The 17,159-nt window shown below is 64.9% G+C and carries 17 protein-coding genes; 10 read left to right on the top strand and 7 right to left on the bottom strand.

Annotated features, from left to right (window positions below; translation table 11 throughout):
* Genes AB2L57_RS01265 through AB2L57_RS01245 form a run of 5 tightly spaced genes read right to left on the bottom strand, consistent with a single transcriptional unit; the run spans position 1 to position 6,419 of the window.
* Entirely contained in the window at positions 1–1,113 is a 1,113-nt protein-coding gene (locus AB2L57_RS01265) for an ABC transporter ATP-binding protein (protein WP_051513871.1), read from the bottom strand.
* A 43-nt stretch (positions 1,114–1,156) separates the two neighbouring features.
* Positions 1,157–2,944: an iron ABC transporter permease gene (locus AB2L57_RS01260; protein WP_036300527.1), complete on the bottom strand. Its 1,788-nt coding sequence runs from the start codon at positions 2,942–2,944 to the stop codon at positions 1,157–1,159.
* On the bottom strand, positions 2,941–4,068 hold the full coding sequence (locus AB2L57_RS01255) for an ABC transporter substrate-binding protein (protein WP_157811198.1): 1,128 nt from the start codon (positions 4,066–4,068) through the stop codon (positions 2,941–2,943). The genes AB2L57_RS01260 and AB2L57_RS01255 overlap by 4 nt, the downstream gene beginning before the upstream one ends.
* 46 nt (positions 4,069–4,114) lie before the next feature.
* Positions 4,115–5,242: an ABC transporter substrate-binding protein gene (locus tag AB2L57_RS01250; RefSeq protein ID WP_157811199.1), complete on the bottom strand. Its 1,128-nt coding sequence runs from the start codon at positions 5,240–5,242 to the stop codon at positions 4,115–4,117.
* A 46-nt stretch (positions 5,243–5,288) separates the two neighbouring features.
* The gene (locus AB2L57_RS01245; RefSeq protein ID WP_100812283.1) at positions 5,289–6,419 is read right to left on the bottom strand and encodes an ABC transporter substrate-binding protein; all 1,131 of its coding nucleotides are present in this window, start codon (positions 6,417–6,419) and stop codon (positions 5,289–5,291) included.
* Between the two features lie 419 nt (positions 6,420–6,838).
* On the opposite strand from AB2L57_RS01245, the gene AB2L57_RS01240 reads away from it, so the two are divergent.
* On the top strand, positions 6,839–7,783 hold the full coding sequence (locus AB2L57_RS01240; RefSeq protein ID WP_100812284.1) for a LysR family transcriptional regulator: 945 nt from the start codon (positions 6,839–6,841) through the stop codon (positions 7,781–7,783).
* 78 nt (positions 7,784–7,861) lie between these two features.
* On the opposite strand, the gene AB2L57_RS01235 is transcribed toward AB2L57_RS01240, so the two are convergent.
* On the bottom strand, positions 7,862–8,176 hold the full coding sequence (locus tag AB2L57_RS01235) for a hypothetical protein (RefSeq protein WP_232711355.1): 315 nt from the start codon (positions 8,174–8,176) through the stop codon (positions 7,862–7,864).
* Here AB2L57_RS01235 and AB2L57_RS01230 point away from each other — a divergent pair.
* The 3 genes from AB2L57_RS01230 to AB2L57_RS01220 all read left to right on the top strand — a co-directional run bounded on the left by AB2L57_RS01230 (position 8,081) and on the right by AB2L57_RS01220 (position 9,610).
* Positions 8,081–9,058: a zinc-binding dehydrogenase gene (locus AB2L57_RS01230; RefSeq protein ID WP_232711351.1), complete on the top strand. Its 978-nt coding sequence runs from the start codon at positions 8,081–8,083 to the stop codon at positions 9,056–9,058. The genes AB2L57_RS01235 and AB2L57_RS01230 overlap by 96 nt on opposite strands.
* A gap of 30 nt (positions 9,059–9,088) precedes the next feature.
* Entirely contained in the window at positions 9,089–9,313 is a 225-nt protein-coding gene (locus tag AB2L57_RS01225; protein WP_157811200.1) for a hypothetical protein, read from the top strand.
* A gap of 81 nt (positions 9,314–9,394) precedes the next feature.
* The gene (locus AB2L57_RS01220; RefSeq protein ID WP_232711512.1) at positions 9,395–9,610 is read left to right on the top strand and encodes an FCD domain-containing protein; all 216 of its coding nucleotides are present in this window, start codon (positions 9,395–9,397) and stop codon (positions 9,608–9,610) included.
* Between the two features lie 624 nt (positions 9,611–10,234).
* On the opposite strand, the gene AB2L57_RS01215 is transcribed toward AB2L57_RS01220, so the two are convergent.
* Positions 10,235–10,558, bottom strand: a complete 324-nt coding sequence (locus tag AB2L57_RS01215) for a helix-turn-helix transcriptional regulator (RefSeq protein ID WP_100813230.1) — start codon at positions 10,556–10,558, stop codon at positions 10,235–10,237.
* Between the two features lie 573 nt (positions 10,559–11,131).
* Here AB2L57_RS01215 and AB2L57_RS01210 point away from each other — a divergent pair.
* From AB2L57_RS01210 to AB2L57_RS01185, 6 genes are read left to right on the top strand one after another with little or no spacing between them, the layout of a single operon-like run.
* Positions 11,132–11,674 (top strand): hypothetical protein, encoded by a 543-nt coding sequence (locus tag AB2L57_RS01210; protein ID WP_409047890.1) that lies wholly within the window; start codon positions 11,132–11,134, stop codon positions 11,672–11,674.
* Between the two features lie 13 nt (positions 11,675–11,687).
* Positions 11,688–12,287, top strand: a complete 600-nt coding sequence (locus tag AB2L57_RS01205; protein ID WP_157814014.1) for a M23 family metallopeptidase — start codon at positions 11,688–11,690, stop codon at positions 12,285–12,287.
* A gap of 24 nt (positions 12,288–12,311) precedes the next feature.
* Positions 12,312–12,608, top strand: a complete 297-nt coding sequence (locus AB2L57_RS01200; RefSeq protein WP_036300536.1) for a hypothetical protein — start codon at positions 12,312–12,314, stop codon at positions 12,606–12,608.
* A complete protein-coding gene (locus AB2L57_RS01195; RefSeq protein WP_100813231.1) occupies positions 12,608–14,059 on the top strand; it encodes a hypothetical protein in 1,452 nt (483 codons plus the stop codon). The genes AB2L57_RS01200 and AB2L57_RS01195 overlap by 1 nt, the downstream gene beginning before the upstream one ends.
* The gene (locus tag AB2L57_RS01190) at positions 14,056–15,549 is read left to right on the top strand and encodes an SCO6880 family protein (RefSeq protein WP_036300538.1); all 1,494 of its coding nucleotides are present in this window, start codon (positions 14,056–14,058) and stop codon (positions 15,547–15,549) included. The genes AB2L57_RS01195 and AB2L57_RS01190 overlap by 4 nt, the downstream gene beginning before the upstream one ends.
* Positions 15,549–17,159 (top strand): hypothetical protein, encoded by a 1,611-nt coding sequence (locus tag AB2L57_RS01185; protein WP_157814015.1) that lies wholly within the window; start codon positions 15,549–15,551, stop codon positions 17,157–17,159. The genes AB2L57_RS01190 and AB2L57_RS01185 overlap by 1 nt, the downstream gene beginning before the upstream one ends.

Here is a 17,159-nt window from a genome sequence, read left to right as displayed (position 1 = left end):
CTAGGCCTCGGTGTGCGGCACGAAGTGCACGTCGGAAGCGCGGATGCCGATGGTGACCGTGTCGCCGACAACGATCGGCGTCGCCGACGGAAGCTCACCACGGACCTTCGAGTCGCCGACCGAGTACAGCACGTCGAGGTGACGACCGAGGTATGAGACTCGCTCGACCTTCGCCGGCCATACGTTCTCTGCCGACTCCGCCGCGCTCCCGGCGAGCAGGCTCTCGGCGCGGAAGACCGCGGAGGCGGACTCGTGAACATCGTTGGCGGCGGTCTCGGCGGCAAGGACGGGCGTGGCGATGCCCGGGACGGTCAACCGCTCACGGGCGCCATCGAGTCGGCCGGGAAGGATGTTCGCATGACCAACGAAGTTCGCGGCGAACTCAGTGCGCGGCCGGGAGTAGATCTCGCGCGGCGCATCGGATTGCTCAACCAGACCGTCGTTGAGCAGCACGACCCGGTCGGACATCGACATAGCTTCGGTCTGGTCGTGCGTGACGTAGACCGCGGTGATCCCGACGGCACGCTGCAGCGCGAGGATCTCGAACCTCATCTGCTCGCGTAGTCCCGCATCGAGGTTCGACAACGGCTCATCAAAGAGGAGGACCTTCGGACGGGTGACGATCGCGCGGGCGAGCGCAACACGCTGCTGCTGACCACCGGAGAGCTCAGTGCCGTACCGTTTCGCGAACTTGCCGAGCCCGATGAGGTCGAGAACCTCGTCGACGCGGGTCTTGATCTCGTCCTTTTGCAGGCCCTTGAGGCCGTAGCCGACATTCTTCTCGACAGTCATGTGCGGCCACACAGCGTACGACTGGAACACCATGTTGATGCCACGTTTCTCGGGCTGCACGTGCTTTCCGGGACCTGCCACAACCGTGTCGTCGATCGTGATCGTGCCTGCGGAGGCGGGTTCGAGGCCTGCGATACAGCGCAGGGTCGTTGACTTGCCGCATCCGGAAGGGCCGAGGAGCGTGAGGAACTCTCCCGGCAGGATGTCGAATGAGATGCCCTTCACCGCCTCGACGTTGCCGTAGTGGATGCGCAGATCTCGGACGCTCAGCGACGCACCGACGCGCTCCTGCGTCGCGGTCGTCGTCCTGTCAATCGTCATAGACATTGGGTTTCCATCTCTGCGTGGGTACTGATTCGGATGTTCACAGTTGGGAGGAGGTGAGTCGGACGCGGAAGACATATCTCGCCAGGATCAATCCGGCAAGCATCACGAGCGACATCAACAGGCCGACTACTGCGGCCTGATTGAGCGAGCCGTTCTCGACGTAGTTCCAGGCGAGCACGGACAGTGGCTGGGAGCGGGGACCGGCTACGATCACCGCCTCGTTCACCTCCCGCGACGAGAAGATGAACAGGAGCACCCATGCCGACATCAGTGACGGGGCAACGAGCGGCATGGTGACCGTGGTAATCGCGCGGAACTTGCTCGCGCCGGACATGCGCGCGGCTTCTTCCAGGGACCCATCGACTTGCATCAAGCCGGTGGCTGCGAATCGAGTCGCCTGCGGCATATACGTGGCGACCAGGGTAATTATCAGCAGCGCCAGCGTCGCATACAGCGGCGTGCGCACATAGAGCCAAATGATGCCTGTTGCGAACACGATTCCCGGAACCGCCATTGGGAAGTTCGAGATGTAGTCGATGATCGTGGCGATGCGTCCGCGTTCGCGCACGGTGATATAGGCGACACCAAGGCCGATCAGCACTGCCACAGTGGGTGCGAGCAGTGCGATCCACACGGTATTGAGCAAGGCGCTGGTCACATCCGGGGAGGTGACGACCGTCCAGAGACTGTCGAGCGAGAACTGCATCTTGCGGAAGTCTGTGATCGTGTAGGGCGACAACGAAATGAGGATGATCGCCGCGTACGGCAGCACCGCCGCCAGGAATCCGTAGAGCGCGACGAGGATCGTGACTGGCCAGCGTGCCCAGCCCAGCTTCACGACGCGCGGACGCGTGGCCTTTCCACCGACCGTGACGAACCGGGCGCTGTTGCGAATAGAGCGGCGATAGAAGTAGATGCCGGCCAGGGTGAACCAGAAGATAAGCGTACCGATCGCGGCTGCCGCGGGCGGATCAGATGGAAAGACCGTCATCTTGCGGTAGACCTGCACGGCGAGCGGTGAGAAGCCCGTGTCAAGGCCGAGGGCGGCGGGGATCGCGAAGATCCCGGTCGCGAAGACAGCGATCATGAAGAACGCGGCCGTCAGTGAGGGGCGGACGATCGGGAGTGTGACCTTCATCGCAGTCGCGACGATGCCGCGGCCGTTCATGTAAGACGCCTCTTCGAGACCCGGATCCATGTTCTTCAGCGACGCCGAGATGAGCATGTAGGTGTAGGGCAGGAAGTACAGCAGCATCACGAAGATCACGCCCGGCACTGTGCCGATGTCGATGAATGTCGCGTCGGTGCCGAAGATCCAGCGCAGGTTCACGTTGATGATGCCCGAGCGCGGCGCGCCGAGCATGTTCCAGGCGACTGCGCCGATGAAGGGCGAGATGAACAACGGAACGATCACGCCGAGTTCGAGAACTGCTCGAAGCCGCACGTCGGTGCGCGCGAGTATCCAGGCCGCCAACGCACCGAAGACCACCGCCAGTACTGCGACGCTGAGCGCCATCAGGAGTGTGCCGATGAGAGAGCCGAGGTACGCCGTGGTCCCGTAGACCTCCATGATCGCCCGAAGCGAGAACGTGGTGCCGGGAAGGCCGGGCGCCGCGCTTTGGAAAGCGCCGAAAAACACCATCGCTACGGGCACGAGGATCAGGCCGCCGAGCAGGATCAGGATGACGACCGCGAACGGGCTCGGCCCACGCTTAGTCGCTTTCCGGCGCGTCACCGCCTCCGCTGTAGTCTTCCTCGTCGGCGGGTCGGGATCCCCGTTTCGTCCGCTGCTGGTGGCCGGGGCGGGGGCATTGATGGTCGTCATCCGGTGTATCCAAACATTTCATTCCAGCGATCGAAGTAGTCGCCATCTGCACTGATCGCCGCGAGGAACTCGGGATCGGTGCCGAAGTCGAACCAGGTGTCGTCGCCCGCCGGCTGGTACCAGTCCAGGTCGGTGAACTCACGTCCGTCAGTCGCCTCGGCATTGATCGGGGCGGTTTGCGACAGCTTCGACCAGAGCGAGTTCGCGTCGGGCTCTGCGGCCCACTCGAGGAACAGCCGCGCGGCGTTCGGGTGCGGGGCGTCTGCGACGATTCCGGTGAGTGCGCTCGATCCGGTCGCTGGCGTCGCGTAGGCGAACTGCAGCGGAGCGCCGTTCTGGACGATCTGAGCTGCCGGGATCGAGTCGACGATCGGGAAGGCGAAGTCAATCTCGCCCTGGATGACGTTCTGCACCAGCGTGAGGTTGTCCGCGATCATCGCTGTGTTGTCGGCGATGTCCTCAAGGCCGTCCCAACCCACATTGGCAGCAGCGGCGCCGTCGCTGTAGAGGTACCAGAACGCCCCGACACCTTGGGACACCTGCGGCTGAACGACGCCAACCCGACCGGCGAACCGTGGGTCAGTCATGGCCTTGACGGGGTCCTTCAAGATCAACTCGACCTCGTCCTCAGTCACGTTGTCGGGATTGTAGGTGACGGTTTGCTGGGTAGAGCTCTGCAGGGCCCAGTAGTAGCCCGGGTCGCCGAGATCTTTCGACAGGAGGTCGCTGTTCTGGGGCGTGTACTGCGCGATCCAACCGTTCTCCCGCGCATCCGCCATCGTGGCTGCGTCAACCACGCCGAACACATCGGCGATCGCCTGCCCGGCCGACTGCTCTTGCGCGAACTGCTGATAGAGCGGTGCAGCGGTGTTACGCAGAATCGTCACCGGGATGCCGTACTCCTTGGTGAAGCCGTCACTCCAACCCCGCAGAACCGACTCGGTCGAGTCCGCGTACAAAGTAAGACTGCCCTCGGCCTGTGCTGCCTCCGTTAGCGCCTCGAGGTTGAAGGCGCTCCCACTCTCGGTAGGTGCTGTGACCGTTGTGGGCACGGCCGACGAACACGCAGCCAGGCCTGCCGCTGCGACTATGAGCAGCGTTGCGTACACGCCTTTCGTGCGCATCACAGCTCCGTTCCGATGTTCATCGCGTGTTCGCCGACCGTCACATTCATCCGGAGTATCCGAAGGTCTCGTTCCACTTCGGGAAGTAGGAGCCGTCGGCCTTCATCGCCGTCAGGAACGCTTCGTCGCTGCCGAAGTCGAACCACGTGTCATCTCCGGCCGGCGCATACCATGCCTCATTCACGATCTTGCGAGAATCAGTCGCTTTCACGTTGGTCGGAGCGGACTGCGAGATCGTCGAGTAGAACGCGTTCGTCTCGGGGAGAGCAGCCCACTCCAAGAACAGACGTGCTGCGTTCGGGTGGGGCGCATTCTGCACGACGGCCACACCATCGGTCTGACCGATGGTCGGTGTCGCATAGACGTACTCGAGCGGGGCACCGTTGTTGGCGATCTGCGACGAGATGAAGGAGTCGACCATCGGCACCGCGATATCGATCTCGCCCTGAATCATGTTCTGGCCCAGGGTCAGGGTGTCGGAGATCATGCCGACGTTCTTGGCGATGCCCTCCATACCATCCCAGCCGAAACCCTTCGCTGCACCGTCCGTGTACAGGTACCAGAACGCCTGGACGCCCGAGGAGATCTGCGGGTTGACGACACCGACGCGGCCCGCGAAGATCGGGTCGGTCAGCGCGTCAAGTCCCTTCTCCTGAATGAGTTCGATCTCATCGTCTGAAAGGCTGTCGGCGTTGTACGCGATCGTCTGGGCGTTGCCGTTCTGGACCGGATAGTAGTACCCCGCCCGGCTCTCGGACTCGGGATACTGATCCGCATACTGAGGTGTGTACTCCGCGATCCAGCCATTCTCGATGCCCTGGTCCAGTGCAACATGGTCGACGATACTGATGACGTCGGCCTGTTGCTGCCCAGCCGATGCTTCCTGGGCGAACTGCTGAAACAGCGGGCCTGGAGTGTTGCGCACGATGAACACCTGGATGCCGTACTCCTCGGTGAACTTGTCGGCCCACCCTCGGAGGCTGGCCTCGGAGGCATCACCGTAGATCGTGAGGCTGCCCTCGGCCTTGGCCGCTGCCGTCAGGGTCGCCAAATCGAACGCGTCGCCCGACGATGAGCTCACCGGTGTTGCAGGCCCCGACGAGCATGCCGCGAGGCCGATCGCGGCCGCGGTGAGGATCGCTGCGCATAGGACCCTACGTGTTCTGGTACTCATCAATGTTCCTTCGCTTCGGTCGTGGTCATGGTGTGGTCGCGTGTGCTCATCCTGAGTAGCCGAACGTCTCGTTCCACTTCGGGAAGTACCAGCCATCGGCTGTCATGGCCTCGAGGAATTCGGGATCCGAACCGAAGTCGCTCCAGACGTCGTCCGTCTTCGGCGAGAACCAGGGCTCGTCGAGGTAGGTACGAGGGTCCTCGACGTCGCTGCGCATCGGGGCGTTGTTCGCACCCACCGCCCACGCGCTGACACCGTCGGCGGAGGCGGCCCATTCAGAGAACAGCCGCGCGGCGTTCGGGTGGGGCGCGTTCTCGACGACCGCAAGAGCGGACATGACCGCGACAGTCGGGTCTGGGTAGACGAAGCCGAGCGGGGCGCCGCTGCCGGTAATCAGCGAGATCACGTAGCTGTCGGCGAGCGGCAGCCCGAAGTCGACTTCACCTTGGATGACGTTCTGCGCGATCGTCACGGTATCCGAGATGGCGCCAGTATTGGCCGCGATGCCGCCCAGACCATCCCAGCCGAAGTCTTCGGCCGCAGGACCATCCGAGTAGAGGTACCAGTACGCCTGCAGTTGCTGGCCAGCCTGAGGGGCGACCACGCCGACACGATCGGTGAGGCCCTTGCTCTCGAGGAAGCCCATCGGGTCGGCCTGGAGCTTTTCGACCTCTTCAGGCGTGACCTTGTCTGTGTTGTATGCGATGACCGGCGAGGTGACGCTCTGGACGGCGTAGTAGTAGCCCGCGCGTGCGTATTCCGCCGGAAGGGCGTCCGCCTCCTGGGGTGTGTACTCGGCGATCCAGCCATTGTCGACCGCCTGGTCGAGAGCCGAGTGATCGAGAATGCTGAGGACGTCAGCCTGGGCTTGCCCAGCCGATTCCTCCTGCGCGAACTGCTGGAAAAGCGGCCCGGTTGCGTTGCGAACGATCGTCACAGGGATGCCGTACTCCTGTGTGAAGGCATCCGTCCAGGCCTTCATACTCGCATCCGACGAATCGCCGTAAAGCATGAGCGAACCTTCAGCCTTCGCCGCCGTAACTAGCGCATCTAGATCGAACGCTCCGTTGGTCGCCGACGGCGTAACCGCTGGCGAGCTCGATGCGCAGCCGGCGAGGCCGAGGGCTGTTACGGCGAGGATCGCTCCGGAGAGGATCCCAAACTGCTTGACTCTCATCAAAGCTCCTTTGCTTGGGTGGCATGTAGTCGAGTAACGGTCGTGTGCATCGGTGCACGACCAAGCCGCTGCCAGGAATTGCGGGCGATTATGCAGATCCCGCAGCGACCATTATGTGTAATCGCATTTTGGCCGGGTCGCTGTTTTCCGCCTGACGGTAAACCTCGTGCGAGAATCGCGTTCGGCATGTGCGGCACGTTCACGCCACTTGATGTAAAACCGCAGGAATTCAGGGCTCGTAGTGATCGATGCTCCGCTCACGCGGCACAAACTCGACCGCTGCGAGCATGGATCGATGTGCGTTGGTGCACATAGAGTGGGATGCCATCAGCCACCACCGCTCCTTCGTTCGTCAGACGCTGTGCGAAATTCGATCGGCGACCACGCACGAAGACGTGTGACAAGGAGTGTCACCACACATGACCCGGAGCAATCCCGATCACACCGCGACCGCGCAACGATCCACCGGTGAGGTATCGACCGACGACCTGCGCATGCTGCTTGCGCTCGCCCGCACCGGGAAACTCGTCACCGCCGCGACGTTGCTTGGCATCGACCACACGACCGTGCGTCGCCGACTCAACCGCTTGGAGGCAGCGCTCGGCGCAACCATGGTCGAGCACGGCGCAGACGGATGGGCTTTAACCGACCTCGGCCGCGTCGTCGTGGAACGCTCGGCCTCGCTGGAGCAGATCGTCCAAAGCGTTCGGGATGCGGTAGCGGGCGAGGAAGGCACCGTCAGAGGGACCGTCCGGGTTTCTGCGCCGGATGGCTTCGGAGTCGTCTTCGCCACTGAAGCGATCACCGAAGTTGTCGCGCGATATCCCGGCATTTCGATCGAGCTGGTCACTTCCACTCGTCCGCTGACCTCGCGAGCGTCCGGCTTCGACCTCGCCGTGAGCATCGGGGAACCCCGCCAAGGTTGGCTCACGTCAGAGTTTCTCACCAGCTACGCGCTCGGACTTTACGCGAGCCGTCGATATCTGGCGCAGGCATCCGCCATTGAATCGATGGAGGATCTCGCCGATCATCGTCTCGTCTTCTATGTGGATTCGCATCTGAACGTCGCTGAGCTCGATCTCGCCCGCGGCTTCGCCGGCATGCGAGTGGGGATGGGTTGCACGAGCGTGTCGGCACAAGTGTCAGCCACACAGCACGGGGCAGGGATCGGCCTTCTCCCCTGCTACATGGCGGAAGGCGAGCCCGACCTCGTCCGCGTCCTGCCCGATCAAGTGCGGTTCCTTCTGGCCTACTCGCTAAGCATGCGCCGAGACAGCCCCGCGCCCGAGGCCGTCAACCTTATCCGGGCGGCGCTGCGGCGAGTGGTCGTCGCTCGTCAGGACTCTCTCGTCCCGTCGACCTGACCCGGTCGCGATACCTTTACGAACGATCGAATCTGCAATTTCGCAGATTCACCATGCATGACTAGTGCTTGACCGCACCTACATGTCTGTCGCAGGCTGACAACGGCTGACCGACAGGAGGGTGCTGACGTGCACATCGACAAGAAAACTGCTCTGCCTGAGACCATGAAGGCCGCGGTTCTGCGAGACGACCACCCGGGGCTCGAGATCATACGGATCGCTGTGCCGACACCCCGGGAAGGCGAGGCCCTCGTCAAGGTGCACGCGTGCGGTGTCTGCCACACGGACCTCCATGTCATCAAGGGCGAAGTCACCTTTCCCCGCCCAGCGGTGCTCGGACATGAGATAAGCGGCACCGTGGTGGCGTTCGGTGATGGAACCGTAGAAACTCACGGCCTACAGGCGGGCGATGACATCGTTGGAGCGTTCATCATGCCGTGCACGGAGTGCGATGCCTGCATTCGCGGTCGTGACGATCTCTGCGCGAACTTCTTCGGCCAGAATCGCCTGCGAGGAACGCTCTACGACGGCACAAGCCGGCTCACGCTACCCGACGGCTCGTTCCTGGCTATGTACTCGATGGGAGGCCTCGCCGAGTACTCGGTGGTACCGATCTCGGCACTGACGAAGCTTCCTGCCGGCCTTGACCCGGTGGCGTCCGCGATTCTCGGTTGCGCCGCCTTCACCTCCTACGGCGCCGTGCACCGCGCCGGACACGTCGAACGTGGCGAGTCCGTCGCTATCACAGCCGTCGGCGGCGTAGGTAGCGCAGTCCTGCAGATCGCCAAGGCCGCCGGCGCCGATCCGATTATCGCCATCGATGTCTCGGACGAGAAACTCCAGGCGGCCCTCCGGCTCGGCGCGACCCATACCGTGAACTCAAGCAGTGTCGATGTGAAGACGGAGGTCCGCGCACTGACCGGTGGACATGGGGTCGACGTCTCATTCGAGGCGCTCGGGCACCCGGCGACCTTCCGTCAGGCCATCGATATCCTCGCCGATGGCGGACGCATGGTCGCGATCGGCATCGCCGCGGGCACCGCTACGGCCGAAATCGAGATCACGCCGCTCGTGCGGCGCGGCTATACGGTGACCGGTTCGTTCGGCGCACGTACCCGGGTAGATCTGCCCGCCGTCGTGCAGCTGGCCGCCGATGGGCACTTCGACGCCGAGGGCGTCGTCACCCGGCATTACGCCCTTGACGACGCGGACGCCGCTTACCGGGCCCTCGCGCTCGGCGAGATCACAGGCCGCGCCGTTGTCGTCATGGACTGATCACAACATCACTCAGAAGAAGAGGTTTCGATGACCAAGCGCATTCCCCACTGGATCGACGGTGCACGCGTCGACCTGCCCGACCGCCGCCTGAGCGCGGTATTCGACCCTGCCACCGGCGCGCAGAGCGGATCGGTGACGCTAGCCGAGACAGCCGACGTCGCCGTCGCCGTCCGCGCCGCAGCATTGGCTTTCCCGGCGGGTACGCGTAGGCGCGCCGATGTGGTTCTTCCCCATTGCTCTCGCGGCAGGTAATACCGTCATCCTCAAGCCGAGCGAGAAGAATTCCACCTTTCGTGTCTCGACGCCGCACCCACCACCGTCCTCGGAGACACGGTGAAGTCGCTGTGGAATCGCACCCAGCACTACCGCCGCGCGGTGACGAGGCTGTACTACTCGGACGGCGACCGCAGCGTCCACCACGATCACCACCTCATCGTCAGCGCAATGCGACGCCGCGACCCAGAGGAAGCCGAAAGGGCACTTGCCGGGCACATCCGCCGCAGTCGACTCGAGCTCCGTCGCCACCCCGAAGTCTTCACCGTCGACTGACGCGCGATTCAGCGACCAACAATGTGCGGCCGTGCTCTGGAGAGAATCTCCCGCACACTCACTCGCCGGTCAAGGCCATCCTCGCGGCAATGGCTTCCGCGATCACCAAAGCTCCAGGCACCTGCGCGGCGGGAACCTCTGGGATGTCGCACATCCGAGGCAGCGGGATCGGAGTGGGGAAGAGCATCTTCGTACTGGCAGTCTCATAGTCAGATCCCCAAGCCGCCGCATGGCGAAGGCGCAGCTGACTCACACTCAGACCCGTAGAAGGACACCATCAACGACCAGGAGGGCCGCATGGCATCGACCCGAGCGCGTGGCAATCGACGTGACTTGGCGCATGCGTAGCTACCCGACGGACGGTGTCGCGGTCGCGGTGGCTGCGACGACACGGTCTCACGTGGCTCAAGCCCGATGCCCCCGCAGGGTTGACGCTTGCGGCGGTTGTGTTTCGCCGATTGATCTCAATCGACCAGCACGTCCGCCGCCGCCGCCTTCGGATCCGAATCGACAAGCCCCCGATCGCCCCGCTTCGCACAACGCGGCGCTGTCCTGGCACGCTATCTCGTCGCGATCCCCAAGAGCGCCCAGATCTCCGGAAGGTGCGAACCGGCGAGCGGCCGCTCAGAACTCGCCGATCGCCATTCCCAACCGGAGGTAGAGGTCGGTGACGGCCTCGTCGTTCACGCGGTACTTGATCCAGATCCCTCTCCGGGACTGCCCCTCTACCGGGGGTGGGTCGGCGATGACGAGGCCGGCCGCTGCGAGCTCGTCGAGGATCGGCTTGATCGTCGACGCACCAAGTTCAAGTGCGTCGCAGATGGGGCCGGCGGTGACGTCCGGGTTCGATCGCAGGTATCGCAGGACCGCTGCTTTGACGAGGCTCCCGAGAAGCGCGATCGGCTCCTCGGAACCCTCGGAACCCGCTGGCTGAGCGATACGAGGCATGAGGTCCATTCTGCTGCACCGACCGTGCACACGTCCAGCAAACAATACGACTTAGGGGTTTACTCGAAGACAACACTGCTATACCGTGTGGTCATGGTCGGGTTGAGCAAGCCACAGGCACCGCGGTCGAACGCGGCGCTCGCAGCCTTGTCCCCCAAACTTCCTACAGACGACTCGCTCATTCACGGCCTAAAATTCGCTCACCCAACTCGGCTCTGTCGCGAGGTGTCCACACGCACGCATTTGTGCCGAGTTGTCCACAACCTTGGGTCGGTTCCTTTTCCGTGCTGCCCCCGGATGCGTAAGATGCCGCCACGGCGACCGTCGCGCGAGCCGTTCTCCCCGTGCACGGTGGCCATCCTGCAAGATCAGGAGGGCTGACCAATGACGACAAATCAGGCTTCAGGGCGGCGCGGACTCGCGTGGGCGATCATCGGCGGCCTCGTCCTGATCGCCGGAATTGTCGCGATCATCGTCAGCTCCACCCTCTCCTCCCCATCCCCTACCGGTAGCCCCGGCGGAAACTCGAATACTCCGAGCCCGGGTGGAACGGAATCAGCGGGCGGTGAGTTCGTGGATCCTGCGGTCTCTGAGCGTGGATGGGTACCGGAGCCGATCACAACTGACCCCGAGACCTATATCCGGGCCGCGCTCGAAGCGGCTTCCACGTTCGACACCACATTGAGCACCCGCGAAGAATGGTTGGACTACCTCGACAGCTGGTTCACGCCAGACACCCGCTACACGTCGGAAGCCGACCAACAGTCATCGGTAGACGACGCGCAGGTCGAGTTGCGGACGGGTGTTGTCCTTCCTCAGGAGGAGTGGGACTCGCTCGCCCGCGAGGATGGCCGCGTCGTAGCGAAGACGAGTGGGGACGTCATCTACGTTGCCGTCAGCGATGACGCATCCGGTGACATGTCGATCGGCACTTCGGACGTGACGTTGACGTTCACCCGGTCAGATGGCGACGGAGGGGAGACGGCGTACGAGGAACCGGTGCGGGTGAGCGTCCAGGTGCTCTGCGGGCCGGCATCGGTGCCGACACTCGAGTCGGCGCAACAGGCTGGGGATTGCAAGGTGGTCCGCTACTTCACGGAGCCGTTGGAGCCCTGACATGGGAGCCCCGATGATCGCCGCCGCAGCCCTCAACACGAGGACTGGCCGGAAGATCCTGATCGGGGCGAGCCTCGCTGCCCTCCTAGCGGTCGCGTTCCTGCTGACGCCGCTGATCGCCGTCCCGTTCGCCGTCGCGGGCAGCATCGTCAGCACCACCTCGGCTGGGTCCGGTGCCGCTCCAGCGGTCAGCGGCGAGTGGGGATTTCCGCTCGCCGGGGACTACTCCAAAGGTCGCGGGTTCGGGTACAACCCGGTGCAGGGATGCAGCTACTGCTCCACGGATCATCAGGGCTACGACATGGCCCAAGGCTGTGGAGCCACCGTCTACGCCGCCGGGCCCGGCGAAGTGATCACTGCCGGCTCCTATCAGGGCTACGGCAACGCGGTCCGCATCGACCACGGCGGCGAGATCGTCACCCTCTACGGCCACATGCAGTGGGACTCGCTGCGCGTCACCGTCGGGCAGGCGGTCACCGCCGGTACCCCGCTGGGCGCGGAAGGCAACACGGGGAAGTCGTTCGGCTGCCATCTGCATTTCGAAGTCCGGGATTCCGGAACTCCGGTAGCCCCGGAGCCGTTCATGGCCGCCCGCGGCCTCCCCCTGATGTAGGCCACCGAGCAAGGGAGCACGATCATGTCCAGGCGCACCACTCCCGGGAATGTCGACATCCCCGACATCCAACCCGACTTCTCGGCCCCGTTCTTCCAAGGCTTCCAAGTCATCGCGTCCTACATCCTGGCCGGGGCGATGCTGGTCGTGCTGATCATGTTGATCATCGCCGGCGCTGCCCTCGCATTCCGCGGGTTGGCATCGGACCGGGTCCGCACCTGGGCAGGCGAGAACATCCTCTGGATCTTCATCGCCGCCGCCGTGCTTGGCGCCGCATCCGGTCTATTCGCCTGGTTCGTGAACTTCGACTTCGGTTTCTGATGAACCTGTCGCGCGTTCTCCGTCTCGGCATCGTCGTGGGCATCGCGCTGACCGTGGGATCCGGCACCGCCGCGCAAGCGATGACGACGCATGCCCCCAGCCCTGTGCGGATGGAGGTCGTTGGCGGAGAACCGTGGTCGGCTCCCGCCTATCCCGTCGACTGCCAGATCGCCAGCGGACAAGTCACCTGCACACCGACCGATCCAGGAAACGTCACACCTCAGCAGTGCTTCATAGGCGTCTCTCTGGGCGGCGAAAAGGCGACGGTCTGCACGACCTACGAGGGGCACGCGCGGGCGATCCAATCCGACGGAGGCAAGGCGCTCACTGTGAAGTACGGGTGCAGCCTTGGCGATGCCGTCTGCGTCACGTTCGAGAATGCCGGTCGCGGGATGGCGTTGGCGGCGACCGGGATGATGTTCCTCGTCGCGGAGAACATGCGCTTCGATACCAGCAGCCTGTTGTGGACGGCGGCGGTCGATCAGTGGTCGTTCTGGCAGTGGGCGATCCTCATCATCACGTTCGGGGCGATGGTGTGGGCCATCGCCGCCGCGGTCGTCTCGGGCGACCGGGCCGAACTGGTCGGAGCGTTGGTGCGGTCCTTCATCGCGATCCCCGCAGTCGCGATCACGCTGTGGCTGACCGGACATCTGTTGAACGCGGTCGATGAGATGACCTGGTACATCCTCAACGGCGAGGGCCCCGCCAGCATGTACTCGACGTTGCAGTCGGTGATGTGGGCGGGCGGACAGGCGAACTACTTCTTCGCGTTCCTCATCCACTTCCTCCTTATGCTCGGGATGCTGCTGCTCATGCTGGTGTTCGCGTTCCGCAACATCGTGCTGGCCGCGCTGATCATGGTCGGTCCGGTTGCATGGATGCTGTTCCCGGTCCGCGGCATCGGACCGCAATGGGTGGTCCGGTATGTATCCGCGGTGATCGTACTGCTGCTGACGGGGCCGCTCACGATCGGGTTCGTGACCCTCATCATCAACGGCCTCGCCGGGGTGAAGACGATCTGGAACCCGCAGTCCTGGCCGCTGCTGGTCGGGCTCGTGTTGGTGGCGTTCGCGCCGTTCGCGATCTTCGGACTGTTCAGCTTCGCCGGTGCGGTCGCCGCCGACGGTGTCGGGTCCCGTCTCGGCTCGCACGGCGGGCGGATGGCCACCGGCGCCGCCCGCTCCGCTGCACAGATCCCCACCCGCCTGGGCGGGCTACCCTCCGGTGTGCGCCCGGCCGGCAGCTCGTCCGCATCCACCGGCCCCTCTCCGAGGTCCGCCTCGACACGCTCGACGTCGGCGAATTCGCCGCGCGGTGCGCTCTCTCCCGCCCAGACCCGCACCGCCCCGTCGAGCGGTCCTGGGTCGAGCGGTAGTGCCGGGAAGCCCGCGCCGTCACGTCCGCCGGCGACGTCGCCGCAACCTCCGACCACGGATGGGAGATCGTTATGACCGCCACACCCGAGTACGCGCGCCCTGTCCGGTTGCCGCGCCGGTCACGGCAAGGCGTCGTGATGGGCATGGACCCCTGGCAACTCGCCTTCCTCGCCACGGCGGCGCTGATCCTGCTGGTGTTCGTGAACAGGTTCGGCCCGCTGGGGCTGTTGTATGGGGCGCCGCTGTATCTCGGGTTCGGCGTGACCGCGCTCACCAGCATCCACGGGGTCTCTACCCCGCGGATGGCCGGGCTGTGGCTGATGAAGCAAGTCCGGCACGCCGGCGGCGCCACCACGCACACGTTCCGCCCCGAACGGCCACGCCTGGCCGGGACGCTGAACCTTCCCGGTACGCGGGCCTCGATCCAGCTGTGGGACACCGGCCAGGCCGGCGCCGTCTACAACCCCCACGACCGGTCCGTGTCCGTGATCGCAGAGCTCGAGGTGCAGGGGTTTTTGATGCATGACCTGCCGGAACGGTTCGACCTGGCCGAGCAGTTCGACCGGGTCCTGGGCCCGTTCACGCAACGCCCGGGGGTGAAGCGAGTGACGTTGCAGGAACGCACCTTGCCGACCACGATCCGCGCCGCCCGGGAACACTACGACACCGTCCGCCGCGTCCAAGACCTCAACCCGGACTCCCCGGTCGCGCACAACTATCAGGATGTGATGGACCGGTCCGAACGGTTCGAGGTCGCCCACCGCAACTACCTGATCCTCACCCTCGACCTGGTCGTCCTCGGCTCACAGCTGAAGGCGCTCGGCGGTGGCCAGGACGCGATTCTCGCCCTGGCGCAGATCGAAGCCGGCAACCTCGCCGACGCCCTGACGGCGGCGAAGATCACCGTGCGCCGCTGGCTGACCCCGCGCGACGTCGCCGCTCTGGGGCGGCTCGCGTTCGACCCGGAGTTCGCGGCGGTCGTGCAGAACCGTCCCGATGCCCTGACCGGGGTGGACCCGGTGGCGATTGGGCCGATGTATCTGGACGAACCCGCGCACCGCAACGGGATTGTCGTCACCGACTCGGGCGTGCACACCACCCTGTGGGTGCACGAATGGCCGCGCTCGGACTCGCCCGTCGGGTTCCTCGCCCCGATCGTGTTCGCCCGGCACCCGAACACCGGGGAGGCGATCACCCACATCCTGTCCATCGTGCTGACGCCGGTGCCGGTGTCGAAGGCGTTGAAGCGGATCCGGGAGGAGAAGAAGGTATGGCGGGGCAACGAGTCGCTGCGGGCGAAGCGGGGCGCGGACGGGTCGGCAGCGGACGCCGCGGACTGGCGCGCGCTGGAGCAGCAGGAGCAGGAGATCGCGAACGGGCACGGCGAGTTCCACTACGGCGCCTACCTCACCATCACCGCGCCCGACGAGGAACGCCTCGACCAGGCCTTGGCCGGGATGCGCAACGCGCTGTCTCGTGCCGGGATGGAGGCGCAGGTCTTGTACTGCCAGCAGGCCGAAGCGTTGATGGTGAACGCGCTGCCGATCGGGTTGGGGATGAAGTGATGGCCCGCCACACCGCCACCTTCACCCCCGCCGACCTCACCCGCCGGCAAAAGAAGGAACTGCGCCGCCAGATCGCCCAAGGGGCACCGCCCGAGAGGCCAGCACGGTCGTCGAGGAAAGACCGTTCTCTCCCGGAGGCGGCGGTGCCCGGTCCGTTCGGGCCGGGGCTGGTGCAGGGCGGGTACTGGAATCTCGCGAAAGCGGTCATCCCGGCCCATCAGGCCACCTCGCAGCACATCGCCGGGATCTACCCGTTCGTAGCCGACTCCGGGCTCGGTCACCGGGGCCCGATCCTGGGGGTGGATTTGAACGCGGACGCGCTGTGGCATTTCTCCCCGTGGGAGGCGTATGTCGACTCCACCGAACGCGGCACCTTCTCCACCAACATCCTCGTGCTCGGTGCGTACCGGGGTGGGAAATCCGCCACCGTGAAAACCCTCGTGACCCGGTCGATCGCGTTCGGGCACCAGGTCGTAGTCCCCTCCGATCCGAAAGGCGAATGGGTGGCCGTGGCCGAAGCCATCCCCGGTGGGCGGGTGATCCGCCTCGGCGGCGGCACCGGTACCCGCCTCAACCCGCTCGACCGCGGACCCCGCCGGACGGACACGACCGATGAGCAGCACGAGCAGATGGTCAAGCAGCGCCGCATCGGCACCCTGATCGCCCTCATCGAAATGACCCTCGGGTCTCGGCTGACCGCGGTCGAGCATGCCGCAATCCTCGACGCCCTCGACCGGTGTATCGAACACACCGGCGACCAGCCGACGCTGCGCGGCGTCTACGAGCAACTCGGGCATCTCGCCGCGGACACGGATGCCGCCTTCCACGCCGCGGACGGCGCCATCCAACCCCGGTTCGTGCTGCGCAGGTTCGTCGAGGGCGATCTATCCGGCCTGTTCGAAGACGCCTCTACCGTCACATTCGACCAGGACGCCCCCATCGTGGTCACCGACACCAGCGAACTGTTCGCCCGCGGCGACCTGGCCGCGCAACTGACCCAGGTGTGCTCCACCGCGTGGATCCAAGCCGTCATCAGCGACCGAGCCGCCCACCGCACCCGCTACGTGGTGCGTGAAGAAGGATGGCGGGACATGACCTCGCTGGCATCCCTGCAGATGTTCCAACAGTGGCTCAAACTCAGCAGGCATTACGGGATCAGCAACATCGTGATCCTGCACAAGATGGGCGACCTGGACGCGGTCGGCGACGCCGACTCCCTACAACGATCCCTCGCCTACTCGATCGTCGGGGACATCGAAAACAAGTTCATCTTCCGCGTCAACCACCAAGAACAAACCGCCCTCCGCACTCGGCTGAACCTGCCCGCCCCGCACGTGGAGATGGCCCGGCTGCTGCGTAAAGGCGAGTTCCTCGCCTACGTCGGCCAGTACTCCTACCTGGTGGACTGCTTCGCCACCTCCACCCCGTGGGAGTACGACCTGTTCGCCACCGACGACGCCGTCACCCCCGCCGACCACAACGACGCCGAGCTCCGGCTGATCGACCCCACCACGCTCGACACCTACTGGCCCGGTCCCGACCCCACCCCGGAAACCAGCCTGGACGGGTGGCTCCTCCCCGATACCCGCGACCTCACAGAGGAGCTCTGA

It is taken from the genome of Microbacterium sp. HA-8 (genome assembly GCF_046111165.1).
GTDB lineage: Bacteria > Actinomycetota > Actinomycetes > Actinomycetales > Microbacteriaceae > Microbacterium.
This window is presented reverse-complemented; position numbering and strand designations above follow the sequence as displayed.